This is a genomic window from Rhizobium sp. BT-226, assembly GCF_025847085.2.
Taxonomy (GTDB): domain Bacteria; phylum Pseudomonadota; class Alphaproteobacteria; order Rhizobiales; family Rhizobiaceae; genus Rhizobium; species Rhizobium sophorae.
Window position 1 is genome coordinate 1,802,557 of sequence record NZ_JAOYTI010000002.1, and the last position, 23,363, is coordinate 1,825,919.

At 60.9% G+C, this 23,363-nt stretch carries 24 protein-coding genes and 1 tRNA gene; 15 read left to right on the forward strand and 10 right to left on the reverse strand.

The annotated features are described in order from the left end of the window. Window positions 1–153 precede the first annotated feature (153 nt). The 10 genes from rimP to OIU37_RS19225 all read left to right on the forward strand — a co-directional run bounded on the left by rimP (window position 154) and on the right by OIU37_RS19225 (window position 12,427). Entirely contained in the window at window positions 154–759 is a 606-nt protein-coding gene (gene rimP / locus OIU37_RS19180) for a ribosome maturation factor RimP (RefSeq protein ID WP_003544329.1), read from the forward strand. A 60-nt stretch (window positions 760–819) separates the two neighbouring features. Then, window positions 820–2,421 carry a transcription termination factor NusA gene (gene nusA, locus OIU37_RS19185; RefSeq protein WP_171602071.1) on the forward strand — a complete coding sequence of 534 codons (1,602 nt, stop codon included), beginning with the start codon at window positions 820–822 and terminating at the stop codon, window positions 2,419–2,421. Then, window positions 2,418–3,110 (forward strand): RNA-binding protein, encoded by a 693-nt coding sequence (locus OIU37_RS19190; RefSeq protein ID WP_171376589.1) that lies wholly within the window; start codon window positions 2,418–2,420, stop codon window positions 3,108–3,110. The genes nusA and OIU37_RS19190 overlap by 4 nt, the downstream gene beginning before the upstream one ends. A gap of 101 nt (window positions 3,111–3,211) precedes the next feature. Beyond that, window positions 3,212–5,965, forward strand: coding sequence for a translation initiation factor IF-2 (gene infB, locus OIU37_RS19195; protein ID WP_264258415.1), 2,754 nt, complete (start codon window positions 3,212–3,214; stop codon window positions 5,963–5,965). Between the two features lie 150 nt (window positions 5,966–6,115). Beyond that, window positions 6,116–6,520, forward strand: coding sequence for a 30S ribosome-binding factor RbfA (gene rbfA / locus OIU37_RS19200; RefSeq protein ID WP_129422267.1), 405 nt, complete (start codon window positions 6,116–6,118; stop codon window positions 6,518–6,520). Between the two features lie 13 nt (window positions 6,521–6,533). Then, complete coding sequence (gene truB / locus OIU37_RS19205) at window positions 6,534–7,466, forward strand: tRNA pseudouridine(55) synthase TruB (RefSeq protein ID WP_180694182.1); 933 nt, start codon at window positions 6,534–6,536, stop codon at window positions 7,464–7,466. Between the two features lie 114 nt (window positions 7,467–7,580). Beyond that, entirely contained in the window at window positions 7,581–8,432 is an 852-nt protein-coding gene (locus OIU37_RS19210) for an alpha/beta fold hydrolase (RefSeq protein WP_264258416.1), read from the forward strand. A 152-nt stretch (window positions 8,433–8,584) separates the two neighbouring features. Next, entirely contained in the window at window positions 8,585–8,854 is a 270-nt protein-coding gene (gene rpsO / locus OIU37_RS19215; RefSeq protein WP_003544317.1) for a 30S ribosomal protein S15, read from the forward strand. 342 nt (window positions 8,855–9,196) lie between these two features. Next, complete coding sequence (gene pnp / locus OIU37_RS19220) at window positions 9,197–11,335, forward strand: polyribonucleotide nucleotidyltransferase (protein WP_264258419.1); 2,139 nt, start codon at window positions 9,197–9,199, stop codon at window positions 11,333–11,335. Window positions 11,336–11,410: 75 nt separating this feature from the next. After that, window positions 11,411–12,427 (forward strand): class I SAM-dependent methyltransferase, encoded by a 1,017-nt coding sequence (locus tag OIU37_RS19225; protein ID WP_264258420.1) that lies wholly within the window; start codon window positions 11,411–11,413, stop codon window positions 12,425–12,427. A 93-nt stretch (window positions 12,428–12,520) separates the two neighbouring features. Here the strand turns inward: OIU37_RS19225 and fabI are convergent, their stop codons facing one another. From fabI to fabA, 3 genes are read right to left on the reverse strand one after another with little or no spacing between them, the layout of a single operon-like run. Beyond that, window positions 12,521–13,327 (reverse strand): enoyl-ACP reductase FabI, encoded by an 807-nt coding sequence (gene fabI / locus OIU37_RS19230; protein ID WP_168312071.1) that lies wholly within the window; start codon window positions 13,325–13,327, stop codon window positions 12,521–12,523. Between the two features lie 7 nt (window positions 13,328–13,334). Further along, window positions 13,335–14,567: a beta-ketoacyl-ACP synthase I gene (fabB, locus tag OIU37_RS19235; protein ID WP_168312070.1), complete on the reverse strand. Its 1,233-nt coding sequence runs from the start codon at window positions 14,565–14,567 to the stop codon at window positions 13,335–13,337. Between the two features lie 45 nt (window positions 14,568–14,612). Continuing rightward, on the reverse strand, window positions 14,613–15,128 hold the full coding sequence (fabA, locus tag OIU37_RS19240) for a 3-hydroxyacyl-[acyl-carrier-protein] dehydratase FabA (protein WP_017962726.1): 516 nt from the start codon (window positions 15,126–15,128) through the stop codon (window positions 14,613–14,615). Between the two features lie 301 nt (window positions 15,129–15,429). Between fabA and irrA the strand changes: the two genes are divergently transcribed. Next, on the forward strand, window positions 15,430–15,849 hold the full coding sequence (gene irrA / locus OIU37_RS19245) for an iron response transcriptional regulator IrrA (RefSeq protein WP_168312069.1): 420 nt from the start codon (window positions 15,430–15,432) through the stop codon (window positions 15,847–15,849). 22 nt (window positions 15,850–15,871) lie between these two features. On the opposite strand, the gene OIU37_RS19250 is transcribed toward irrA, so the two are convergent. After that, window positions 15,872–16,507, reverse strand: coding sequence for a trimeric intracellular cation channel family protein (locus OIU37_RS19250; protein ID WP_264258422.1), 636 nt, complete (start codon window positions 16,505–16,507; stop codon window positions 15,872–15,874). A 171-nt stretch (window positions 16,508–16,678) separates the two neighbouring features. Between OIU37_RS19250 and OIU37_RS19255 the strand changes: the two genes are divergently transcribed. Beyond that, window positions 16,679–17,152 (forward strand): hypothetical protein, encoded by a 474-nt coding sequence (locus tag OIU37_RS19255; protein ID WP_168312067.1) that lies wholly within the window; start codon window positions 16,679–16,681, stop codon window positions 17,150–17,152. 3 nt (window positions 17,153–17,155) lie between these two features. On the opposite strand, the gene OIU37_RS19260 is transcribed toward OIU37_RS19255, so the two are convergent. From OIU37_RS19260 to OIU37_RS19270, 3 genes are all read right to left on the reverse strand, one after another. Beyond that, window positions 17,156–17,944 (reverse strand): YdcF family protein, encoded by a 789-nt coding sequence (locus OIU37_RS19260; RefSeq protein ID WP_264258423.1) that lies wholly within the window; start codon window positions 17,942–17,944, stop codon window positions 17,156–17,158. Window positions 17,945–18,012: 68 nt separating this feature from the next. Continuing rightward, window positions 18,013–18,735: a YoaK family protein gene (locus tag OIU37_RS19265; RefSeq protein ID WP_264258424.1), complete on the reverse strand. Its 723-nt coding sequence runs from the start codon at window positions 18,733–18,735 to the stop codon at window positions 18,013–18,015. 176 nt (window positions 18,736–18,911) lie between these two features. Next, window positions 18,912–19,346 (reverse strand): hypothetical protein, encoded by a 435-nt coding sequence (locus OIU37_RS19270; RefSeq protein ID WP_264258425.1) that lies wholly within the window; start codon window positions 19,344–19,346, stop codon window positions 18,912–18,914. Between the two features lie 425 nt (window positions 19,347–19,771). On the opposite strand from OIU37_RS19270, the gene OIU37_RS19275 reads away from it, so the two are divergent. Next, on the forward strand, window positions 19,772–19,858 hold the full coding sequence (locus OIU37_RS19275; RefSeq protein WP_264258502.1) for a hypothetical protein: 87 nt from the start codon (window positions 19,772–19,774) through the stop codon (window positions 19,856–19,858). A gap of 62 nt (window positions 19,859–19,920) precedes the next feature. Here the strand turns inward: OIU37_RS19275 and OIU37_RS19280 are convergent, their stop codons facing one another. The 3 genes from OIU37_RS19280 to OIU37_RS19290 form a co-directional block, all read right to left on the reverse strand. Beyond that, entirely contained in the window at window positions 19,921–20,220 is a 300-nt protein-coding gene (locus OIU37_RS19280) for a GIY-YIG nuclease family protein (RefSeq protein WP_264258427.1), read from the reverse strand. Window positions 20,221–20,321: 101 nt separating this feature from the next. Then, window positions 20,322–20,397 (reverse strand) — tRNA-Ala (locus OIU37_RS19285). Between the two features lie 150 nt (window positions 20,398–20,547). After that, window positions 20,548–20,931, reverse strand: coding sequence for a TIGR02300 family protein (locus tag OIU37_RS19290; protein WP_011649932.1), 384 nt, complete (start codon window positions 20,929–20,931; stop codon window positions 20,548–20,550). A gap of 275 nt (window positions 20,932–21,206) precedes the next feature. Here OIU37_RS19290 and aroA point away from each other — a divergent pair, with 275 nt between their 5' ends. Together aroA and cmk are read left to right on the forward strand one after the other, a co-directional pair. After that, window positions 21,207–22,565 carry a 3-phosphoshikimate 1-carboxyvinyltransferase gene (gene aroA / locus OIU37_RS19295; protein ID WP_264258428.1) on the forward strand — a complete coding sequence of 453 codons (1,359 nt, stop codon included), beginning with the start codon at window positions 21,207–21,209 and terminating at the stop codon, window positions 22,563–22,565. A 73-nt stretch (window positions 22,566–22,638) separates the two neighbouring features. Next, entirely contained in the window at window positions 22,639–23,286 is a 648-nt protein-coding gene (cmk, locus tag OIU37_RS19300) for a (d)CMP kinase (RefSeq protein WP_168312062.1), read from the forward strand. The last annotated feature ends 77 nt before the right edge of the window (window positions 23,287–23,363 follow it).

Consider the following 23,363-nt stretch of genomic DNA (forward strand, 5'->3'; position numbering starts at 1 on the left):
GGCCGAATCGGTCGCAGACCTTGCAATTTCGGAAAAACCCGACTATATGCCTCTCAAATTCTTGATCGCTTGATGAAGAGTGGGCCGCAAGGACCCGCTCTTTTTTATTAGCGCGATCGCCGAAAAAGCATGAAATTGCGAGGAGCGCACCGCTTGTCGGATCTGACAAACGCAGACAATGAACGTGAGCCGCGGCTGATTACCGAAACCGGACTCGACCAGCGTCTTGCCGATATCATCGAACCCGTTCTCGTCGACCTGGGCTTCCGGCTTATCCGCGTCCGCATGATGAACCAGAACGGCGCGACGATGCAGGTCATGGCCGAACGCAACGACGGCACGATGACGGTTCAGGATTGCGAAGAAGTCTCGATGGCGATTTCTCCCGTCCTCGATGTGGAAGATCCGGTCGATAAAGAGTATCATCTGGAAGTGTCTTCGCCCGGCATCGACCGTCCGATGGTGCGGAAATCCGATTTCGTCCGCTGGCAGGGCCACCTTGTGAAATGCGAGACGTCGATCTTGATCGACAATCGCAAGCGCTTCCGCGGCAAGATCGTCGAAGCAGGCACAGATGGTTTCACGCTTGAGCGTGACCAGATCGCCTATGGGGAAGAGCAGAAGGTCACCATTCCCTTCACGGCGCTTAGCGATGCGAAGCTCATTCTGACCGACGACCTGATCCGCGACGCGTTGCGCGCCGACAAGCTGGCGAAAGCCCAGGCCGCCAACCAGAACGAAGCGGACGACGAAGAATAACCGATCAACAGACCGCTCCAGGGACGGGAACCCGGCGAGTAAAGACGGAGAAACAAGACAATGGCAGTCAGTGCGAACCGGCTCGAACTTCTGCAGATCGCAGATGCAGTGGCGCGCGAAAAAGTCATCGACCGCGAGATCGTGCTGGCCGCAATGGCCGATGCCATCCAGAAGGCGGCACGCTCCCGTTACGGCACCGAGTCGAACATCCGGGCCGACATCAATCCGAAGACCGGCGAAATCCGCCTGCAGCGCCTGCTCGAAGTCGTCGAGAAGGCCGAGGATTATTCGACCCAGATCCCGCTGGAGCTGGCCCGCGACCGCAACCCGGATGCCGCACTCGGCGATTTCATCGCCGATCCGCTGCCGCCGATGGATTTCGGCCGCATCGCCGCACAGTCGGCCAAGCAGGTGATCGTCCAGAAAGTGCGTGAAGCCGAGCGCGACCGCCAGTTCGACGAATTCAAGGATCGCACCGGCGAAATCGTCAACGGCACCGTCAAGCGCGTCGAATACGGCAACGTCATCGTCGATCTCGGCCGTGGCGAAGGCATCATCCGCCGCGACGAAATGATCCCGCGCGAAAACGTCCGCTATGGCGATCGCGTCCGTGCCTACGTCTATGATGTCCGCCGCGAGCAGCGCGGCCCGCAGATCTTCCTGTCGCGCACGCATCCGCAGTTCATGGTGAAGCTCTTCACCATGGAAGTGCCGGAGATCTACGACGGCATCATCCAGGTGAAGTCGGTCGCCCGCGACCCGGGTTCGCGCGCCAAGATCGCGGTGATCTCGAACGACAGCTCGATCGATCCGGTCGGCGCCTGCGTCGGTATGCGCGGCTCACGCGTTCAGGCTGTCGTCGGCGAGCTCCAGGGCGAAAAGATCGACATCATTCCGTGGAGCCAAGACCCGGCGACCTTCGTCGTCAACGCCCTGCAGCCGGCTGAGGTCGCCAAGGTCGTTCTCGACGAGGATGCCGAGCGTATCGAAGTCGTCGTTCCAGACGAGCAGCTGTCGCTTGCGATCGGCCGCCGCGGCCAGAACGTCCGCCTCGCCTCGCAGCTGACCGGCTGGGATATCGACATCATGACGGAGGCCGAGGAATCGGAACGCCGCCAGAAGGAATTCAACGAGCGCACCAACCTGTTCATGGATTCGCTCGATGTCGACGAGATGGTCGGCCAGGTTCTGGCTTCGGAAGGTTTTGCCGCGGTTGAAGAACTGGCTTATGTCGATCTCGACGAAATCTCTTCGATCGACGGTTTCGACGAGGAGACGGCGCAGGAAATCCAGCAACGCGCCCGCGAATTCCTCGAGCGTCTCGAAGCCGAGATGGACGAGAAGCGCAAGGCGCTCGGTGTTGAGGACGAACTGCGTGAAATCAACGGCATGACCGCCCAGATGATGGTGGCGCTCGGCGAAGACGGTATCAAGACGATCGAGGACTTTGCCGGCTGCGCTGCCGACGATCTCGTCGGTTGGACGGAGCGCAAGAACGGCGAAACGAAGAAGTTCGAGGGTCTGTTCTCGAAGTTCGACGTCTCGCGCGTCGAGGCCGAACAGATGATCGTCCAGGCCCGCCTTTCGGCTGGCTGGATCACCCAAGAGGACCTGGCGAAGGGGACCGAAGAAGAGGTCACCGAAGCCGAACAAGAAGCATGATGACCGCGCATGAACCGGACGCTCCTCTCGAGGACGACGATCTTGCAGGTTATGACGTGAACGGACGTATGTGCATCGTGACGCGCGAAAGCGGATCGCCGGAAGAGCTGATCCGCTTCGTCGCCGCTCCCGATGGAACAGTTGTCGCCGACCTGAAGCGCGAGCTTCCGGGACGCGGATGCTGGGTGAAGATCGACCGGTCGCTGGTCGACAGGGCGGTGGCGAAGAAGCTCTTCGCCCGCGCGTTGAAAATGGATGTGAAGGCGGCGGACGATCTCGGCGCGAGCGTCGATCGGCTGCTCGCGGCGCAATTGATGCAGATGATGAACATGGCGCGGAAAGCCGGCCAGTTCGTCAGCGGGTCCGCGAAAGTGGATGCCGCGGTCAGAAGCGGAGCAGCCCTTGCGGTGTTCCACGCGACTGGCGCAGCGGACGACGGCGTCCGGAAAATCGACCAGGCCCGCAAGGCCTGGCACCTCGGAATGGAGACCGAGGAGGAGATACCTTCCTTCCGTCTCTTCTCGGAGAGCGAAATGGAAGGCCTGATGGGCCAGAATGCTTTTATCCATGCCGCAGTGCTTGCAGGGCAGGCGGGTGAAGGTGTAGTGAAGCGCGCAAAGATGCTCGAACAGTACCGTATTGGCGGTCAGTCCCGGGCAGCGGGCGGCGCTGGCCGGCAAAAACAATGAGGCGGTCACCGGCATCGGCCGGTCCCATCCTCATTGATCGACAGTATTGAACGACAGGGTCTGATCTAGTCATCGCTCCCTGTCCGAAGGAACGGGAACGAATGACCGATAGTAACGACGACAAGACAATCAGCGTAGCGGGCAAAAAGACACTCACCCTGAAACCATCGGGGATGAGCCAGGGCACCGTTCGCCAGGATATGGGTCGAGGTCGCACCAAGGCGGTCGTCGTCGAGACCCGTAAGCGGCGCCCGATGCGCCCGGAAGATGAAAAGCCGATCACGCCCGTCGCTCCGACGGCCCCCGTCCGCGCAGCCGAACCGGCGCCCGCACCCGTGCAGGCGCGTCCGCAGCAGCCGACGCCGGCTCCGCGGGTCCAGCAGGGCAACAACAACCAGACGAACCAACGTCCGCCGCAGCAGTCTCACCAGCCGCCGCGCCAGAACGATCGTCCGCGCCCGGTGGTGCTGAACCATCTGTCGCCGGAAGAGATGGACGCCCGCCGCCGCGCGCTTGCCGACTCCCAGGCGCGTGACGCCCAGGATGCGATCCGCCGCGCCGAGGAAGAAAAGCGCCGTGCCGCCGAAGAGGTGATCCGCCAGGCCGCCGAAGCAGAAGAAGCTGCCCGCAGGGCCGCTGAAGAAGCTATCCGGCAGGCTGAAGCACCTGCTGTTGCCGAACCCGCAGTCGCAGAACAGGCTCCGGCCGAGGCACGCTCCGACGCGCCACGGCCGCCGCAGCCCGCATCGTCGGCACCGGCCGCACGCCGGCCCGATGCGGCTGGAGCACCTGCTGCCCGTCCGGCACCCGGCGCTGCCGTCCCCGGCGCCGTTCGCGGCCGTCGCGAGGAAAAGGAAGACGACGATCGTGGCGCAGCGCGCGGCGGTCCGGTCCGTGGCCGCGTTGTTCGCCCGGAACCCGCAAAGCCGGTCACGACTCGTCCGAAGACGGATGAAGAGCGCCGCCGCGGCAAGTTGACGATCACCACTGCCAACGTCGACGGCGAGGACAATGCCCGCGGTCGTTCGCTCTCGGCAATGCGTCGCCGTCAGGAGAAGTTCCGCCGCGGTCAGATGCAGGAAACCCGCGAGAAGATCTCCCGCGAGGTGGTTCTGCCCGAGACCATCACCATTCAGGAACTGTCGCAGCGCATGTCCGAACGCGCCGTCGACGTCATCAAGTACCTGATGAAGGAAGGCCAGATGATGAAGCCGGGCGACGTCATCGACGCCGACCTTGCCGAACTCATCGCCGGCGAATTCGGCCATACGGTCAGGCGCGTGTCGGAATCCGACGTCGAACTCGGCATCTTCAACGTGTCCGACGACGATGGCGAACTGGTTTCGCGCCCACCCGTCGTTACCATCATGGGCCATGTCGACCACGGCAAGACCTCGCTGCTCGACGCCATCCGCCATGCCAACGTGGTCTCCGGCGAAGCCGGTGGCATCACCCAGCATATCGGCGCCTATCAGGTGGAGCAGAACGGTCAGAAGATCACCTTCATCGATACGCCCGGCCACGCCGCCTTCACGGCAATGCGTGCCCGCGGTGCGCAGGCGACCGATATCGCGATCCTGGTCGTCGCAGCCGACGACAGCGTGATGCCGCAGACGATCGAATCGATCAACCACGCCAAGGCGGCCGGTGTTCCGATCATCGTGGCGATCAACAAGGTCGACAAGCACGAGGCTGATCCGCAGAAGGTCCGCAACCAGCTGCTGCAGCACGAAGTCTTCGTGGAATCCATGGGCGGCGAAGTGCTTGACGTCGAAGTTTCGGCCAAGACCGGCAAGAACCTCGACAAGCTGCTCGAGGCGATCCTGCTGCAGGCGGAAATTCTCGATCTCAAGGCCAATGCGAACCGGACCGCGGAAGGCACTGTCATCGAAGCCCAGCTCGATCGTGGCCGTGGCTCGGTCGCGACCGTGCTCGTCCAGAAGGGTACGCTGCGTCCGGGTCAGATCATCGTCGCCGGCGACGTCTGGGGCCGCGTGCGCGCTCTCGTCACCGACAAGGGCGACCATGTGAAGGAAGCTGGTCCGGCAACGCCGGTCGAGGTTCTCGGTCTGTCCGGCACGCCGCAGGCGGGCGACAAGTTCGCCGTCGTCGAAAGCGAAAGCCGCGCCCGCGAAATCTCGGAATATCGCCAGCGTCTGGCCCGCGACAAGGCGGCTGCCCGTCAGTCGGGACAGCGCGGTTCGCTGGAACAGATGATGATGCAGCGCCAGAGCGTCGGCATCAAGGAGTTCCCGCTGGTCATCAAGGGCGACGTGCAGGGCTCGATCGAAGCAATTGCCGGCGCGCTGGAGAAGCTCGGCACCGACGAAGTTCGTGCCCGCATCGTCCATTCGGGCGCCGGCGGCATCACCGAGTCGGATATCTCGCTCGCCGAAGCCTCGAACGCGGCCATCATCGGCTTCAACGTTCGTGCGAATACGCAGGCACGCCAGTTCGCCGAGCGCGAAGGCATCGAGATCCGCTACTACAACATCATCTACGATCTCGTGGATGACGTGAAGGCAGCGATGTCGGGCCTCTTGTCTCCGGAGCGGCGCGAAACCTTCATCGGCAATGCCGAGATCCTCGAGGTGTTCAACATCACCAAGGTCGGCAAGGTCGCAGGTTGCCGTGTCGTCGAAGGCAAGGTCGAACGTGGTGCCGGCGTCCGCCTCATCCGCAACGACGTCGTCGTTCACGAAGGCAAGCTCAAGACGCTCAAGCGCTTCAAGGACGAAGTGTCCGAAGTGCCGATGGGTCAGGAATGCGGCATGGCCTTCGAAAACTACGAGGACATGCGCGCCGGCGACGTCATCGAGTGCTTCCGCGTCGAGCATATCACGCGCACGCTCTAAACTGCTGCGCCTGAACTTTTCCGAAAGCCATCCGCCAGCCGGCGGATGGCTTTCGGGCATCTGCCGACTTGACCTTTTCGACCAAAAGAGTCATGGACGCTCTCCTTTGACGGGTTCGATTCCCAGCCGCATCGGCAAACAGAGATAACAATGACCAGAGCAACTTCTTCCGCGCCTTCACAGCGCATGCTGCGCATTGGCGAACAGGTTCGCGCCGCTATCACCCAGGTGCTGCAGCGCGGCGAAGTGCGTGACGACGTCATCGAGGCGACCGTGATCTCGATCTCGGAAGTGCGCATGTCGCCGGACCTCAAGATCGCCACCGCCTATGTGACGCCGCTCGGCGTTTCCGACCACAGTATCGTCATCGAGGCGTTGAACCGCCATGCGAGGTTCATCCGCGGCCGGCTCGGGCCGCAGCTCCGGCAGATGAAATACATGCCGGAGGTGCGCTTCCGCGACGATACGAGCTTCGACAACTACAAGAAGATCGACGAGCTGCTGCGTTCGCCCGAGGTGAGCCGCGACCTCGACGGCGACAATGACGAACAATAAACAGAAGAGACGCATGTCCAAACCACGCAAACCCAAGGGCCGGCCGATTTCCGGCTGGCTGATCCTCGACAAACCGGTGGATTTCGGCTCGACGGAAGCCGTTTCCAAGATCAAGTGGCTCTATAAGGCTGAGAAGGCCGGTCATGCCGGTACGCTCGATCCGCTCGCCTCCGGCATGCTGCCGATCGCGCTCGGCGACGCGACGAAGACCGTTCCCTACGTGATGGACGGCCGCAAGATCTATGAATTCACGGTGAGCTGGGGCGAGGAGCGTGCGACCGACGATCTCGAGGGCGAGGTGACCAAGAGTTCGGACAAACGCCCGAGCGAACAGCAGATTCGCGATATCCTGCCTGGATATATCGGCACCATCAGCCAGGTGCCGCCACAGTTTTCCGCTATCAAGATATCCGGTGAACGCGCCTATGATCTGGCGCGCGAAGGCGAAACCGTCGAAATCCCCTCGCGTGAGGTCGATATCTTCCGGCTGACCTTGCTCGCCTGCCCGGACGCCGACAGCGCGCATTTCGAAGTGGAATGCGGCAAGGGTACCTATGTCAGGGCGCTGGCGCGCGATTTCGGCCGCGAGCTCGGCTGCTACGGCCATGTGTCCGGGCTGCGGCGCACCTTCGTCGCGCCTTTTGCGGAAGAGGCCATGGTGCCGCTCGCGGATCTCGTGGCACTGGAAGCGGTCGAGGATATGGACGAGCGCCTGGCGGCCCTCGACGCGCTGCTGATCGACACCTGCGAAGCGCTATCCTCCCTGCCCCATCTCGTCATCAACGACGACCAGGCGCACCGGCTGAAGATGGGCAACCCGATCCTGGTGCGTGGCCGCGATGCGCCGGTTGCCGAAAGCGAAGCCTATGCGACGGCCCGCGGCAAGCTGATCGCGATCGGCGAGATCGGTCAGGGCGAGTTTCGCCCGAAGCGGGTTTTCGCCTGAGCCTATCTTGCTTTCTGACAACGACAGCGATTGTCAGCCGGTAGCGATGCGATATCTTCCCTGTCGGGCCATAGCGGCCCGAGGGGCCATGGGGGCCAGACAGAGGGAATGATCATGCGCGGAACTGCTATCGGAATCCTGACGTTCTTTTCGATGTTTCTCGCCGTCGCCGGCGCTCGATCCGCCGAGCGCTGGGCCGAGCTCCCGGCCTTTCCTTCGATGCCGGCGGCAAAGACGAGCGGCATGGCCAAAGTGAACGACATCAGGATGTATTACGCCGAATACGGCGAAGGCGACCCCATCCTGTTCATTCACGGCGGACTTGGAAATGCCGAGGTCTGGGGTCACCAGGTCGCCGATTTTGCCAAGGACCACCTGGTCATCGTTGCCGACAGCCGCGGCCATGGACGTTCGACGCGCAGCCAGCAGCCCTTCGGCTACGACCTGATGACATCGGATTATGTGGCACTTCTCGACTATCTGAAGATCGACAAGGTGACGCTTGTCGGATGGTCGGACGGCGGCATCATCGGCATCGACATGGCGATGAAACACCCGGAAAAATTGACGCGCGTCATTGCCCAGGCGGCCAACGTCACAACGGACGGCGTCAAGGCTGACGTCATGGACAATAAGAACTTCAACGACTACATCAACGTCGCCGGCGAGCAGTACCGGAAGCTTTCGCCGACGCCGAACGAATACGACGCCTTCGTCAAGCAGATCTCCGAAATGTGGGCAACCCAGCCGACCTGGACGGCCGCCGATCTTGGCAAGATCTCGGTGCCGGTCACACTTGCCATCGGCGATCATGATGAAGCCGTAAAGCTCGACCATACGGAAATGATGGCAAAACAGATTCCGGGCGCCAAACTCGTCATCCTGAAAGATGTGAGCCATTTCGCCATGCTGCAGGATCCTGCAGCCTATGACGGGATGATCCGGGGCGCCATGGCGGGCCGTTGAAGCCGCCAAGGACGACCCCTCTTTCCATCGATCCATATTTGGTTTATAGGCAGCGCCAGCATCGGGTACGCCTGTTTGCATTCACGGCCAAAGCTGGACGACATCCCGGCTTTTGGCGACTTTAATCTCCTCCTCTTAGAAAGGATCACCCGATGTCGATCACTGCTGAGCGCAAGTCTGCGCTGATCAAGGAATATGCGACCGTTGAAGGCGATACCGGTTCTCCGGAAGTCCAGGTCGCGATCCTGACCGAACGCATCAACAACCTGACCGAACACTTCAAGGACCACAAGAAGGATAACCATTCCCGCCGTGGCCTGCTGACGATGGTTTCGAGCCGCCGCTCGCTTCTTGATTATCTCAAGAAGAAGGATGAAGGCCGCTATTCCAAGCTGATCACCAGCCTGGGTATCCGCCGCTAAGATTGTCCGGCGGGCGCTTTCCGAGCGCCCGCCGGATCTGTTTCGGGACAAGGCTCCCGATGAAATGTTCCAGCCGCGCCCTATCTTTTAGCGGTGGAACGACCGGCAGACCCGGATGGGCCGTATCTGCCAAACCAACCGTTGACCTGTCATGGGGCAGGATTGCCGGATGCTTTCGGCCAGGGCTTGTCAATGAGCTTTGGCCCGGTTTCTCGCCCGAGGAAACTGAGGATGAAAAGCCTCCCGTTGTCTTGCCCGTGATACGTCACATTGATTGCGGTCGACTGTGCGCTGCGCCTGACAATCGGCGATGGCGCGTGCTCCCGCATTGAAGGACAAGACATGTTTGATACACACACAGTGGAAATCGAGTGGGCCGGCCGCCCACTGAAGCTCGAAACCGGCAAGATCGCCCGTCAGGCCGACGGCGCGGTTCTCGCCACCTACGGCGAAACCGTCGTTCTCGCCACCGTCGTCTCGGCCAAGGCGCCGAAGGCCGGCCAGGACTTCTTCCCACTCACCGTCAACTACCAGGAAAAGACCTACGCGGCCGGCAAGATCCCCGGCGGCTATTTCAAGCGTGAAGGCCGTCCGAGCGAGAACGAGACCCTCGTTTCCCGCCTGATCGACCGCCCGATCCGCCCGCTCTTCCCGGAAGGCTACAAGAACGACACGCAGGTCGTCGTTACCGTCATCCAGCACGACCTTGAAAACAATCCCGACGTGCTGTCGATGGTTGCCACCTCGGCAGCACTGACGCTGTCCGGCGTTCCCTTCATGGGCCCGGTCGGTGGTGCGCGTGTCGGCTACATCAACGGCGAATACGTTCTCAACCCGCATCTCGACGAGATGGACGAATCGAGCCTCGACCTCGTCGTCGCCGGCACCTACGACGCCGTGCTGATGGTGGAATCCGAAGCCAAGGAACTCAACGAAGACGTCATGCTCGGCGCCGTCATGTTCGGGCACAAGGGCTTCCAGCCGGTTCTCGACGCGATCATCAAGCTCGCCGAAGTGGCCGCCAAGGAGCCGCGCGACTTCCAGCCGGAAGACTACTCCGCTCTCGAAACCGAGATGCTCGGCCTTGCCGAAGGCGAACTTCGCGAAGCCTACAAGATCACCCAGAAGGCTGACCGCTACGCCGCCGTCGACGCCGTCAAGGCGAAGGTGAAGGCACACTTCCTTCCCGAGGAAGGCGAAGCCCGATACACGCCCGAGGAAGTAGGCGCGATCTTCAAGCATCTGCAGGCAAAGATCGTCCGCTGGAACATCCTCGACACCAAGAGCCGCATCGACGGCCGCGACCTCGAAACCGTTCGTCCGATCGTTTCGGAAGTCGGCCTTCTGCCGCGCACCCATGGTTCGGCGCTCTTCACCCGCGGCGAAACCCAGGCGATCGTGGTTGCCACGCTTGGCACCGGCGAAGACGAGCAGTATGTCGACAGCCTGACGGGCATGTACAAGGAGCGCTTCCTGCTCCATTACAACTTCCCTCCCTACTCGGTTGGCGAGACCGGCCGCATGGGCTCCCCAGGTCGCCGCGAAATCGGCCACGGCAAGCTCGCATGGCGCGCGATCCGTCCGATGCTGCCGACGCCTGAGCAGTTCCCCTACACGCTGCGCGTCGTCTCCGAGATCACCGAGTCGAATGGCTCGTCCTCGATGGCGACCGTCTGCGGCACCTCGCTCGCTCTGATGGACGCCGGCGTTCCGCTGGCAAAGCCGGTTGCCGGTATCGCCATGGGTCTGATCCTGGAAGGCGATCGCTTCGCTGTCCTCTCCGACATTCTCGGTGACGAAGACCACCTCGGCGACATGGACTTCAAGGTCGCCGGTACCGCCGACGGCATCACCTCGCTGCAGATGGACATCAAGATCGCCGGTATCACCGAAGAGATCATGAAGGTCGCCCTTGGCCAGGCCCAGGGCGGTCGTGCCCACATCCTCGGCGAAATGTCCAAGGCCATCACCGAAAGCCGCGGCCAGCTAGGCGAATTCGCTCCGCGCATCGAAGTCATGAACATCCCGGTCGACAAGATCCGTGAAGTCATCGGCTCCGGCGGCAAGGTCATTCGCGAAATCGTCGAAAAGACCGGCGCGAAGATCAACATCGAGGATGACGGCACCGTCAAGATCGCCTCCTCCTCCGGCAAGGAGATCGAAGCGGCCCGCAAGTGGATCCACTCGATCGTCGCCGAACCTGAGATCGGCCAGGTCTACGAAGGCACGGTCGTCAAGACCGCCGACTTCGGCGCCTTCGTCAACTTCTTCGGCGCCCGTGACGGTCTCGTCCACATCTCGCAGCTTGCTTCCGAGCGTGTTGCCAAGACGCAGGACGTCGTCAAGGAAGGCGACAAGGTCTGGGTCAAGCTGCTCGGCTTCGACGAACGCGGCAAGGTTCGCCTGTCGATGAAGGTCGTCGACCAGGCCACCGGCCAGGAAATTGCGAACGAGAAGAAGAAGGAAGAAGCGGCCGAATAAGCCGCCTTCCAAATTTAATATCGGGCGCGGGAATGCTTCCGCGCCCTTTTTTATATGAGAAGACGAGACGAGACCATGAGCAGCGAGACGCTGAAGACCCTGTTCCATCCCTTTGCCAGCGGCACAGTCGCGGCGCCCGGCGAGGGCGAGCGCGTGCTCTTCCTCGGCGCCGAGGCAGGCTTTGCGCTGCCGGAAGGCTTTGCCGCCTCGCTCAGCGCCGTCCAAGGCTTCCGGCCGCTCTACCGGCAGCTGCTGGCGCAGCGGATCGACGCGAAGCCGGAGATCGACGGCGAGGACTATGATGCGGCTCTGGTGCTCTGCACCAAGCATAAAGGTGAGAACGAGGCCAATCTTGCTGCCGCTATCGCCCGAACGCGGCTCGGTGGCCTGATCGTCGTTGCCGGCGCCAAGGAAGACGGCATCCAGCCACTGCGCAAGCGAATGGAAGGTTTCAGTCTCGCCGTCGACCATATGCCGAAATATCATGGCGTCGCCTTCTGGTTTGGCCGGCCGGCGGACGCCGACGAGATTATCTCCAAGCTGGCAAAGGCGCCGGTCCGCGTCGACGGTCGTTTCCAAGCGACTCCAGGCATGTTCTCGCATGACCGCATCGATGCCGGATCGGAGCTGCTCGCCTCGCGCCTGCCTGAGGATTTCACCGGCGACGTTGCAGATTTCGGGGCCGGATGGGGCTATCTCTCCGTCGAGATGGCGCGGAAGTCGCGTGGACTAACGCGCCTCGACCTCTACGAGGCCGATCACGCGGCTCTGGAGGCTGCCAGGGATAATCTGGCTCAAAACTGCCCGAACGCGCCTGTGCGCTTCTTCTGGCACGATCTGGCGGGTGAGCCGGTCAAGGATAAATACGATCTCGTCATCATGAACCCGCCCTTCCATGAGGGGCACGCGGCCGAGCCGGCGCTCGGCCAGGCAATGATCAAGACTGCCGCATCCGCCCTTCGCGGCGGCGGCCGCCTGATGCTTGTCGCCAATCGCGGCCTGCCTTACGAGCCGGTTCTGGCGGCGAATTTCAGGGAAAGCGGCGAAACCTGCCGCAACGCCCGGTTCAAGGTTCTCTGGGCGAAGAAATAAGGCTCAAGCGGCCGCGATACGATCATTTTTGCCGATAGAAAAAGGCTGTGCGCATCATCTGCGCACAGCCTTTGAGTTTCAATCGACTAGTGTTTACTCGACGTCCGCTTTGCGCAGCGTTTCCAGCGTCGGCATGGAGGTGACGTTGAAGCCGGCGTCGACGAAGTGGATTTCGCCGGTGACGCCGGCGGAAAGGTCGGAAAGCAGGTAGAGAGCCGAGTTGCCGACCTGATCAATGGTCACGGTCTTGCGTAGCGGCGCATTGCGCTGGTTCCAGGAGAGGATCGCGCGCGCATCGGAGATGCCGGCGCCGGCAAGCGTGCGGATCGGGCCGGCGGAAATGGCATTGACGCGGATGCCGCGCGGGCCGTAGTCGGCGGCGAGATAACGCACCGACGCCTCGAGCGCTGCCTTGGCAACCCCCATGACGTTGTAATTCGGGATGACGCGCGTCGAGCCATTATAGGTCAGCGTCAGCATCGCACCACCATCTTCCATCAACGGAGCGCAGCGCTTGGCGATCTCGGTGAAGGAGAAACAGGAAATGACCATGGTGCGGCTGAAATTCTCCCGCGTCGTATCGGCGTAGAGACCCTTCAGCTCGTTCTTGTCGGAAAAGCCGATGGCATGGACGATGAAATCGAGCTTGCCCCAGCGCTCGCTTATGGCGTCGACGACGGCATCGATCGAGGCGATGTCCTCGACGTCGCAGGGCAGGACGAAATCCGAGTTCACCTCGGCAGCAAGCGGCTTGACGCGCTTGCCGAGCGCATCGCCCTGATAGGTGAAGGCGAGTTCCGCACCCTGTGCGGCGAGAGCTTTTGAAATCCCCCAGGCGATCGAGTGGTTGTTGGCGACGCCCATGACGAGCCCGCGCTTACCCTGCATGATTCCCGTCATATTGTTATTATCCGTTATAGCGCTGGAAGACGAGCGTGGCGTTGGTGCCGCCGAAGCCGAAGGAATTGGAGAGGGCAATGTCGATCTTCGCGTCGTCGATACGCTTGCGCACGATCGGCACGCCTTCGAATTCGGGATCGAGCTCGGTGATATGGGCGCTTTCGCCGATGAAGCCTTGCTGCATCATCAGTAGGGAATAGATCGATTCCTGCACACCTGCAGCGCCCAGCGAATGGCCGGTCAGCGACTTGGTCGATTGGATATGCGGGATCTTTGAGCCGAATACTTCGCGGATGGCGCCGATTTCCTTGCTGTCGCCGACCGGCGTCGAGGTTCCGTGGGTATTGACGTAGTCGACATCACCTTTGACGGTGGCGAGCGCCTGGCGCATGCAGCGGATAGCGCCTTCACCCGAGGGGGCGACCATGTCGTATCCATCGGAGGTTGCGCCGTAGCCGACGACTTCGGCATAGATCTTGGCACCGCGGGCCTTGGCGCGCTCCAGCTCCTCGAGCACCAGCACACCGGCGCCGCCGGCGATGACGAATCCGTCGCGGTTGACGTCATAGGCGCGCGAGGCGCTGTCCGGCGTGTCGTTGTACTTGGAGGACATGGCGCCCATGGCGTCGAAGAGGTTGGACATCGTCCAGTCGAGATCTTCGTGGCCGCCGGCGAACATCACGTCCTGCTTGCCCCACTGGATCATTTCGGTGGCATTGCCGATACAATGCGCCGACGTCGAGCATGCCGACGAGATCGAATAATTGACGCCATGGATCTTGAACCAGGTGGCGAGCGTGGCCGATGCAGTCGAGGACATCGCCTTCGGCACGGCAAAGGGGCCGATGCGCTTCGGGCTGTTGTTCTTGACGGTGATTTCGGCGGCCTCGATCAGGGTGCGAGTGGACGGACCGCCAGAGCCCATGATGATGCCAGTACGCTCGTTCTGAGCGTAGTCTTTCTCTTCCAGGCCGGAATCGGCGATCGCCTGTTTCATGGCGACATGGTTCCAGGCGCCGCCCTGCGACAGGAAACGCATGGCGCGACGGTCGACCAGTTCGGCAAGCTCCGCCGAACCGAGCTTCGGACTGCCCCAGACCTGGCACTTGAACCCATGTTCGGCGAAATCGCTCGAAAAGGAGATACCCGACTTTGCCTGCCGCAAGGATTCGGTGACTTCGGCCGCGTCGTTTCCGATCGAGGACACGACACCCAGACCTGTGACAACTACCCGTCTCATCTGATCAAACCTTTGTTGTTTTCGTCAGCCGCTCGAAATGCGGTTTCAGGCCGTCTTGTCTTTCGATAGACCGACGCGAAGATCGGCCGCCTGATATATGGTCTCGCCGTCCGCCTTTAACCAGCCGTCGGCAGTGCCGAGGACCAGACGGCCGCGCATGACACGCTTGAAGTCGATGCCATATTCGATCAGCTTCGTCTGTGGCCGGACCATGCCCTTGAATTTCACTTCGCCGGTCGAAAGCGCCATGCCGCGGCCTTCTTCGCCGAGCCAACCCAGAAAGAAACCGGTCAGCTGCCACATGCCGTCGAGACCGAGGCAGCCCGGCATGATCGGATTGCCTTCGAAATGGCACGGGAAATACCAGTCGTCCGGGCGTACGTCGTATTCCGCTCTGAGGTAGCCCTTATCGAAGGTGCCGCCCGTTTCGGAAATGTCCGTGATGCGATGAACCATCAGCATGGGCGGCAGGGGCAACTGCGCATTGCCGGGGCCGAACAGCTCGCCATGTGCGCAAGCGATAAGTTCTTCATACGAGAAGCTGGACTGTCTGGTCGTCATAAAGTTTCTTTTTCCCCCCGCGTCAAGCCGATGGATGTGAACGTGTAGTCCAAGTTCTTCAGAAAATGAAGCACAAGCAAGGCAGCTTCATTCATCGCCCCGGACCAGGCTTGCGCCATTATTTGGTGGTCGCATACAGGAAGGCTAGGGCTGGGACCAGACCTATTTGCGTCAAAAGCCCGTTTTTGCCGCGTTTATCGGGCTCCCGTCCCCATTGAACTATTGAAAGGCTCCGATGCAAAAGTTATACCGCTTAAAGAAACATGATTGCTTTATGCCAGAATAACCGGAGTTGGTTTTGATGACGGGTGCATTCCCGATCGCAATAGAGGTAAGGCTGCGCGGTGCAGGCCTGCGCCCCACCCGCCAGCGCGTCGCGCTCGGCGATCTCCTGTTTGCCAAGGGCGACCGGCATTTGACCGTCGAGGAACTGCATGAAGAGGCGGTTGCCGCCGGCGTGCCGGTGTCCTTGGCAACCGTCTACAACACGCTGCACCAATTCACGGAAGCCGGTCTCATCCGCGTTCTCGCCGTCGAGAGCGCCAAGACCTATTTCGACACCAATGTTTCCGATCATCACCATTTCTTCGTCGAAGGCGAGAACGAGGTGCTCGACATTCCCGTCAGCAACCTGACGATCGCCAATCTGCCGGAACCGCCTGAGGGCATGGAGATCGCCCATGTCGACGTGGTGATCCGCCTGCGGGCGAAGCAGGCCTGACGACACTTCTAAATTATAGGCCTCACATGAGATCGTCGGGATGTCGGCCGGGCTTGTGCCTGTAGGTCGGGAAGGTCCAGCCGAACCACAGGGCTCCACCGCGCACCGCAAAGGCCGCCGCGACGCCGCAGGCAGACGCCAGATAGAGCTGCATTCCGAGCGCATTGGCGGCCGTGAACACACCGGCGCCGATAAGGGCTGCGGTCACGTAAATTTCCGGCCGCAACAGCACCGAAGGCTCGTTTGCCATCAGATCGCGCAGGATGCCGCCGAAGGTCGCCGTCAGCGTGCCGGTGACGATTGCAATCGTGGGCGAACCGGTGGCGGCGAGGCCCTTGGCGGCGCCGATCACGCAATAGGCGGCAAGGCCGATCGCATCCAGCCATATCAGCAGGCGATAGCGCGATTCCAGCAGGTGGGCGGTGAAGAAGACAATGACGCCCACGATGCAGCAGACGAGGATATAGGCGGGGTTCAGCACCCAGAAGACCGGCACGCGGCCGAGCACGATATCGCGCACGGTGCCGCCGCCCGTTCCCGTCACCATGGCGAAAAACAAAAAACCGATCAGGTCCAGTTGCTTGCGCGAGGCGGCGAGCGCGCCTGTCGCGGCAAACAGCGCAATGCCGGCATAATCGAGATAGACGAGCAAGGACATGCGGCCCCCGGAACCGGCGAACAATTTCCGGAAAGAACCACGGCGGCAAGGGCGGCGCAAGGCGGCGCGGCCATAAAGGTGAAGTCTTTGTTTGCTGCATGTCGTTGTCCCAAAACCGCTGCACACTTTGGGCGACATGCATTGGGGACCTTTATCCGAAAGAGGAAAGCCGTGAAAACGCTGGTGCTCGCCGTTCTGAATATCGTCCTGCTGCTTGCCATGCCGGCTGCCGCCTTCGGTCAGCAATCGCTGATCTCCGACCCTGAGATCTACGAGAAGAAACATTTCCAGGAGCAGTGCAAGACGGCCGAGTTTGCCGACGGCTTCGTCACCCGGCAGGACATCAACAATGACGGCCTGATCGACGCGGTGGTCAACGAGGGCCAGCTGACCTGCGACGGGCAGAAGGGGCCGCAATGCAATGACGACGGCTGCACCTATAATTTCTATCTGCAGGTCGCCGAGGGCGGTTATTTCATGATCGCGACGGCGCAGATCTATGGCTACGATTTCGTCCAGCGCTTTGGCAACATGGTGCTGGCGATGAAGATGCATCCGCGCTTCTGCGACCGCACCGAAGGTGATCCCTGCATCGTGACGGCGCGTGTCCGCGGCACGAAATTCGTCACCATCTCGAAGAAATAGCTCTCAGCCTGGATAGAGTTCCGACGTGCGGCCGGCGAGATAGTAGCCGACCAGGCCGTACCATTCGCGGATCGCGGTTGCCAAGTTCTGCGCATTGAGGTTCGGCTGGGTGAAATCGAGCCGTGGCCGCACCTCACCGTCGGTACGATAATCGGTCGGCCAGGGCACGATATCGATGCCGAGCTTGCGGAAGATGCCGACGGATCGCGGCATATGAAAACCCGAGGTGATCAGCAGGCAATTGGAAAGGCCCTGGCTTGCCAGGAATTCCTTGGTGTTGACGGCGTTTTCGAAGGTCGTGCGCGATTGTCTCTCCTCGATCAGGCGATCCCTGCCAACGCCGAAGAGCGGGAAGAAACGCTCGGATGTCGCCGCATCGCCTTCATAGATACCCGAGATGGAGCCGTCGCCGCCCGATACCAGAATGCGCGACTGCGGAAATTTTTGCGCGAGCCGCAGGGCTTCGACGAAGCGGTCGGCCGCGGCGTTGAATTCTATGCCGTGGCGGACCGTGTTCACCTCGTTTTCGAAGGCGCCGCCGAGCACGATCATGCACTGCAGGCTATCGGGATCGGCAGCCGGCTTTGCGAAGCGCTGCTCCAGGCCCTGCATCAGCAGGTTGCCGACCGTGGTGTAGAGCGTGACGAAGAGGATGAGGGCCGAACCAGTCGCGCCGAGGATGCTTAAGATCCGCCAGCGCAGAAGGCCGGCAATGAGGGCCAAGAAGACGAGGAAGAATGCCAGCGACAGCGGCTGAGCGAAAATCCAGACAAGCTTCGAAATGACGAACAAGACCTACTCCTCGAGGATTGGCGGCGGTCCTTCCTATCCGATTCGACGGTAACAGGAATGCGACGGTTCTATTTCATCCGCGCAACGGCGGATCGATGCGGCGCAATCTTCTGGTTAAAGCGCCGCTGAAGCGGCCGCGGGATAAGCATCGCGGCAAGCGCAAGCACCATGGCGAAGAGGGAGACCAGCCACAATGCATGCGCGCCCGTCAGCCGCGTCAGCACGGCGCCGACGATCGCGCCGAGCACCATGCCGCCCCAGGGCACGATCTGGATCGTCCATTCGACATGACGATCGCCGATGATCCAGCGACCGATGCCGCGGCCGAAGCGCGACAGGGCGCCGGTCACATAGGTCAGGCCGATCGGCAGGCCTTCGATATGCTCGACGGCGGCGTTCACCATCCCCATGGAAAAAACGATCATATAGAACCGCACGAACAGCATGTTCTGCACCGTCATCATCGAGGCGAGCGCCAGAACCAGCCCGACGCAGCCAAGCACCACGAAAATGCGGCGTTGCGAGACATGGGAAATGACGATGCCTGCCGCATTGCCAAGCACGAAAACGACGATGGCGGAGATCAGGACCGCGGCGTGATAAAGATTGCCCTCGCTCAAGGCCAGTGCCGCCCGCGTCGTGTTCCCCGTCATGAAGGAGACAAAGTCGCCGGTCAGCAGAAGACCGGTGGCATCGGTCATGCCGGCCAGAAACGAGATCGAGCCGACAAGGGTGAGCCCGGTCAGGGTTCGTCGGGTTCGGATAATGCGGCGGCGTCTTGCTCTGGTCATTGGCTGAAGGTCCTGAAGCCGAATCACTGAGATTGCGACAACAAGGATAATTCCTTTCGTTGAGGAATCAGCAAAGGCGATTTAGGGACGGGGCTGGACCTATGCTTCGCGAAGGACTGATAACACCGTCACAGTTGATGTTTTGAGATCGGAACCAATCGGAAACGACGCTTTCGTTATAGATCAAACGGATCGTCGGAAGACTTAACTTGGTTCTTAGGGGCCTGTTCAAAAGGGTCTGATTGCGATGGTGATGGAGCGGATTTAGCTGTCACTGCGTTGACTGCATGCTGGCAATCCAACATTTCGGTTATCGCTTTTGCCGACCGGTCTAACCGAAGCTTCGCAATCTGGCGACCATTGAATTCAGCTCTGACTGTGAGCTTCTTTGCGAATTCCTGTACGAAGTTGGTATCCGTTGTTGTCGCCACAAGGAGCATGGAGGTGCCAAGGTCGCGTGCGGTTGCTGTCGCATCCCAGACTGGACTGTGGTCAAACTGAATCTTGATAGGGTATTCCTTTCCCGCCTCCAATGATTTCCAACGAGCATTTCCAAGGGCGAAGTAAATGCTCTTCTGGTTTCCAGAAAAATCAAACCCCAGTCGGAGCATCGTGCCTTCCTGGTAACTCGTAGCAATGTAACAGGCATTACCGAGACTAGGATCGGCGAGTACACTCCATCCATTTACTTCTTTCCACAGGACGGAATCTTCTGCGCGTGGCGCACATGGAAGCCCAAGTACAAGCGAACAAAGGAACACAAAATACAACTTAATCACAGACACCCCCAGAAAATGCAACTAGCATGCACCCCTTTCGCGTCGGAGTCGAGTCACTAGGATTGGAGTATGTTTAATCACGGTATCTACGAGTCGTACCTTCCTTTCAGCTTTCGTTTGACGGCACAGAGTGGAACGAATGTTGGAAACAAGGGAGCAGCGCTTACCCTTTCAATACTCATGACCTGCGTCGTCTCGGCGACCGGCAGCATGAGGGCCTGACCACCCCTGTACGCGCCACGTGGCCCTCCGCATGGGTGGTCTCCTGGGCAATCGCCTTTCCCGTCCTGCTGTTGGTGCTGCTGGTGGTAACGCGACTGACGGCTGTTATCGCCGAGCTGTGAAGAGCGCGAGGCGCCGGCGGGCTGCGGCGCGATCTGCCGGAGTAGAGGTGGAATGGTAGAGCTTAGCCAGAATCAGAATCGGTCTTCCCATTGATCGGGCGACCGGGATCCAGATTCGGCTGGACCAATCTCTTGCTGGCAAAAGCGCTGCCGGAATGCGATTTCAGATAGGTTTCGAATTCAAGGGCTTTGAGCTTGTCGGGAAAGGCGCAGTACCAGAGCAAATTCCATGGTGCGAATTTGGCAGTGTGGGCGGATTTTCCGGCATTGTGAGCAGCAAAGCGTTGTTTCAGATCTGCGGTAGAACCGGTGTATTCCTGATCGGGAAAATCGGCGCTGCAGAGAATATAGACGTACCACATCAGCGCTTCAGCCCGTCGTCGCCCTCCAGGCTATGCCGGGCACTGCTTCGGCCTAACGGTTTCTCGCGGTTGCGCCACGCGAAGCCCGTAAGGGCAAAGCGTGGTGGAGCTAAGCGGGATCGAACCGCTGACCTCTTGCATGCCATGCAAGCGCTCTCCCAGCTGAGCTATAGCCCCATCAAGGTGGTCCGGTCTGGCCGGTCCTGGGATGTTCCTCAAGGCGCGTGCCCTTCGGAGTGGCGGCTTATTACTTCCGGATTCCGGAGATAGCAAGCCTAAAAAAATGCGGCCCGGAGAATTTTTTCCTCGCCGGGCCGAAATGCAGTCTCAGACTTCGTCTTCGTCGCCGGTCACGCCGATGATATCGCTCATGTCGTCGTCGTCATCGTCTTCGTCGGGTGTAAGGAAGGTATCGTCGTCGTCGTCGCCTTCGATTTCAACATCGTCGTCGCCGATATCGGGGATGTCGTCGCCAGAGGCGGCGTCATCGGCATCCTCGAGCGAAACCAGTTCGACTTCGGTGTTTTCAGTATCGACTTCCGCGACCTCGTCTTCCTCGGCAACTTCGGCGATCGCCGAGGTTTCTTCGAAGAAGGACAGAGGGTAGGACTTGCCGGTATAAGGAGAGACGATCGGATCCCGGTTCAGATCATAAAACTTCTTGCCGGTTTCCGGATCGGTACGCTTGGTTCCAAGTTCCGCTTTCGCCACTATAAGCCTCGTGTGAATAGCCGAATATGAGATTCGGCAGATGCCGTTCAAGCCGGCGTTCCATCGGAATTTATAAGCCGGTCCCCTTAATCGCTGTGGCTTCCCATGTCAAAGCCAAACTTTGCGATCCGAGCGCAGGGTTTTTGGCAAGCCGGCGGATGACCGCCCAGCGGGTTTATGTTAACGAGCCGCAACAGCTGCAGAAGCGGACGGGAGTTGCGACCGGCCAAGCCTGTCTTGCGGCAAAAATAGACTGCATTTGCAAAGGATTACGCATGCTGCACGGCTCTGCGCCCAGGCCCGCCACCGCCCGCAAATCCGCCGGCCTTTCGGGCAGCGTCCGTATTCCGGGCGACAAGTCGATCTCGCATCGTTCCTTCATGTTCGGCGGGCTTGCTTCCGGGCAAACGCGGATCACCGGCCTGCTCGAAGGCGAGGACGTGATCAATACCGGCCGGGCGATGCAGGCGATGGGCGCCAGGATTCGCAAGGAGGGCGCGCAGTGGGTGATCGACGGCACCGGCAACGGTGCGCTGCTTGCGCCCGACGCGCCGCTCGACTTCGGCAATGCCGGCACCGGCGTGCGGCTGACCATGGGCCTGGTCGGCACCTACGACTTTCACTCCATCTTCACAGGCGACGCCTCGCTTTCGAAACGGCCGATGGGCCGCGTGCTCAATCCGCTGTGCGAAATGGGCGTCCAGGTCAGCGCCTCCGAGGGCGACAGGCTGCCGGTGACGCTCAGAGGCCCGGGAACACCGAGCCCGATCCGTTATCGCGTGCCGATGGCATCCGCCCAGGTGAAATCGGCCGTGCTGCTTGCCGGCCTCAATACGCCGGGTGTCACCACGGTCATCGAGCCGGTGATGACACGCGACCATACCGAAAAGATGCTGCAGGGCTTTGGTGCTGCCCTTTCCGTCGAGACGGATAGCGAGGGTGTACGCACAATCCGGCTCGAAGGGCGCGGCAAGCTGACGGGCCAGGTGATCGACGTTCCGGGCGATCCCTCTTCCACCGCCTTCCCGCTGGTTGCAGCGCTGCTTGTCCCCGGCTCCGACATCACCATCGTCAACGTGCTGATGAACCCGACCCGCACCGGGCTGATCCTGACGCTGCAGGAGATGGGGGCCGATATCGAGGTGCTGAATGCACGTCTTGCCGGCGGCGAGGACGTGGCGGATCTGCGCGTGCGCCATTCCGAGCTCAGGGGCGTGACCGTTCCCGAAGACCGCGCGCCGTCGATGATCGATGAATATCCTATTCTCGCCGTCGCTGCCTGTTTCGCCGAGGGCGTGACCACCATGAAGGGGCTTGAGGAATTGCGCGTCAAGGAGTCCGACCGTCTTTCCGCCGTCGCCGACGGGCTAAAACTCAATGGTGTCGATTGCGACGAGGGCGAGGATTTTCTCATCGTGCGCGGCCGGCCAGACGGCAAGGGCCTCGGCAACGCTGCCGACGGCAGGGTCAGCACACATCTCGACCATCGCATCGCCATGAGCTTCCTTGTCATGGGGCTTGCCTCGGAGCATGCTGTCACGATCGACGACGCGGCGATGATCGCGACCAGCTTTCCCGAATTCATGACGTTGATGAAGGGTCTCGGGGCAAGGATCGAAGAGGTGCCGGAATAATGGTACCAGCTGCCGAGTTTCCGCAAAGACGATCTCCTTCGCCGCGATCGTGCGCTGCCGCAGGATTGATTTGATGACGAACGAGACCTTCACCATCGCCATCGACGGCCCGGCGGCAGCGGGCAAGGGCACGCTCTCGCGCCTCATCGCAGAGCGCTACGGCTTCCATCATCTGGATACCGGCCTGACCTATCGCGCCACGGCCAAGGCGGTGCTCGATGCCGGCCTGCCGCTCGACGACGAGGCGGTGGCGGAAAAGATCGCAAGAGAGGTTGAACTCGCTGGATTGGATCGCGATATACTTTCCAAACATGAGATCGGCGAAGCTGCCTCGAAGATTGCCGTCATGCCGGCGGTGCGCCGGGCCCTGGTCGAGGCGCAACGCCGGTTTTCGGCGAAAGCGCCGGGAACCGTGCTCGACGGGCGCGATATCGGCACGGTTGTCTGCCCGGATGCGCCGGTGAAGCTCTATGTAACGGCGTCGCCGGAGGTCCGCGCAAGACGCCGTTATGACGAGATCCTCGGCAAAGGCCTGACGGCGGATTTCGATGCGATTTTCGAGGACGTCAAGCGGCGCGACGAACGCGACATGGGACGGGCCGACAGCCCTTTGAAACCAGCTGACGATGCGCACTTGCTTGATACGTCGGAAATGAGTATAGAGGCCGCGTTTCAAGCTGCTCAATCGATCATCGATGCGGTCTTGAGCCGAAATGCCTAAATTCAAGCGATTTTGCGTGCTCTGAGCATGGATCGCTTCTAATACAGCAAGCCTGAAATTCCGTCCAAGCGCCGGAT

What these genes read in the sequence shown, in the direction of transcription:
- nusA (WP_171602071.1), top strand. Translation starts at nt 820, where the DNA reads ATGGCAGTCAGTGCGAACCGGCTCGAACTTCTGCAGATCGCAGATGCA.
- OIU37_RS19190 (WP_171376589.1), top strand. Translation starts at nt 2,418, where the DNA reads ATGATGACCGCGCATGAACCGGACGCTCCTCTCGAGGACGACGATCTT.
- infB (WP_264258415.1), top strand. Translation starts at nt 3,212, where the DNA reads ATGACCGATAGTAACGACGACAAGACAATCAGCGTAGCGGGCAAAAAG.
- rbfA (WP_129422267.1), top strand. Translation starts at nt 6,116, where the DNA reads ATGACCAGAGCAACTTCTTCCGCGCCTTCACAGCGCATGCTGCGCATT.
- truB (WP_180694182.1), top strand. Translation starts at nt 6,534, where the DNA reads ATGTCCAAACCACGCAAACCCAAGGGCCGGCCGATTTCCGGCTGGCTG.
- OIU37_RS19210 (WP_264258416.1), top strand. Translation starts at nt 7,581, where the DNA reads ATGCGCGGAACTGCTATCGGAATCCTGACGTTCTTTTCGATGTTTCTC.
- rpsO (WP_003544317.1), top strand. Translation starts at nt 8,585, where the DNA reads ATGTCGATCACTGCTGAGCGCAAGTCTGCGCTGATCAAGGAATATGCG.
- pnp (WP_264258419.1), top strand. Translation starts at nt 9,197, where the DNA reads ATGTTTGATACACACACAGTGGAAATCGAGTGGGCCGGCCGCCCACTG.
- OIU37_RS19225 (WP_264258420.1), top strand. Translation starts at nt 11,411, where the DNA reads ATGAGCAGCGAGACGCTGAAGACCCTGTTCCATCCCTTTGCCAGCGGC.
- fabI (WP_168312071.1), bottom strand. Translation starts at nt 13,327, where the DNA reads ATGACGGGAATCATGCAGGGTAAGCGCGGGCTCGTCATGGGCGTCGCC.
- fabB (WP_168312070.1), bottom strand. Translation starts at nt 14,567, where the DNA reads ATGAGACGGGTAGTTGTCACAGGTCTGGGTGTCGTGTCCTCGATCGGA.
- fabA (WP_017962726.1), bottom strand. Translation starts at nt 15,128, where the DNA reads ATGACGACCAGACAGTCCAGCTTCTCGTATGAAGAACTTATCGCTTGC.
- irrA (WP_168312069.1), top strand. Translation starts at nt 15,430, where the DNA reads ATGACGGGTGCATTCCCGATCGCAATAGAGGTAAGGCTGCGCGGTGCA.
- OIU37_RS19250 (WP_264258422.1), bottom strand. Translation starts at nt 16,507, where the DNA reads ATGTCCTTGCTCGTCTATCTCGATTATGCCGGCATTGCGCTGTTTGCC.
- OIU37_RS19265 (WP_264258424.1), bottom strand. Translation starts at nt 18,735, where the DNA reads ATGACCAGAGCAAGACGCCGCCGCATTATCCGAACCCGACGAACCCTG.
- OIU37_RS19270 (WP_264258425.1), bottom strand. Translation starts at nt 19,346, where the DNA reads ATGCTCCGACTGGGGTTTGATTTTTCTGGAAACCAGAAGAGCATTTAC.
- OIU37_RS19280 (WP_264258427.1), bottom strand. Translation starts at nt 20,220, where the DNA reads ATGTGGTACGTCTATATTCTCTGCAGCGCCGATTTTCCCGATCAGGAA.
- aroA (WP_264258428.1), top strand. Translation starts at nt 21,207, where the DNA reads ATGCTGCACGGCTCTGCGCCCAGGCCCGCCACCGCCCGCAAATCCGCC.
- cmk (WP_168312062.1), top strand. Translation starts at nt 22,639, where the DNA reads ATGACGAACGAGACCTTCACCATCGCCATCGACGGCCCGGCGGCAGCG.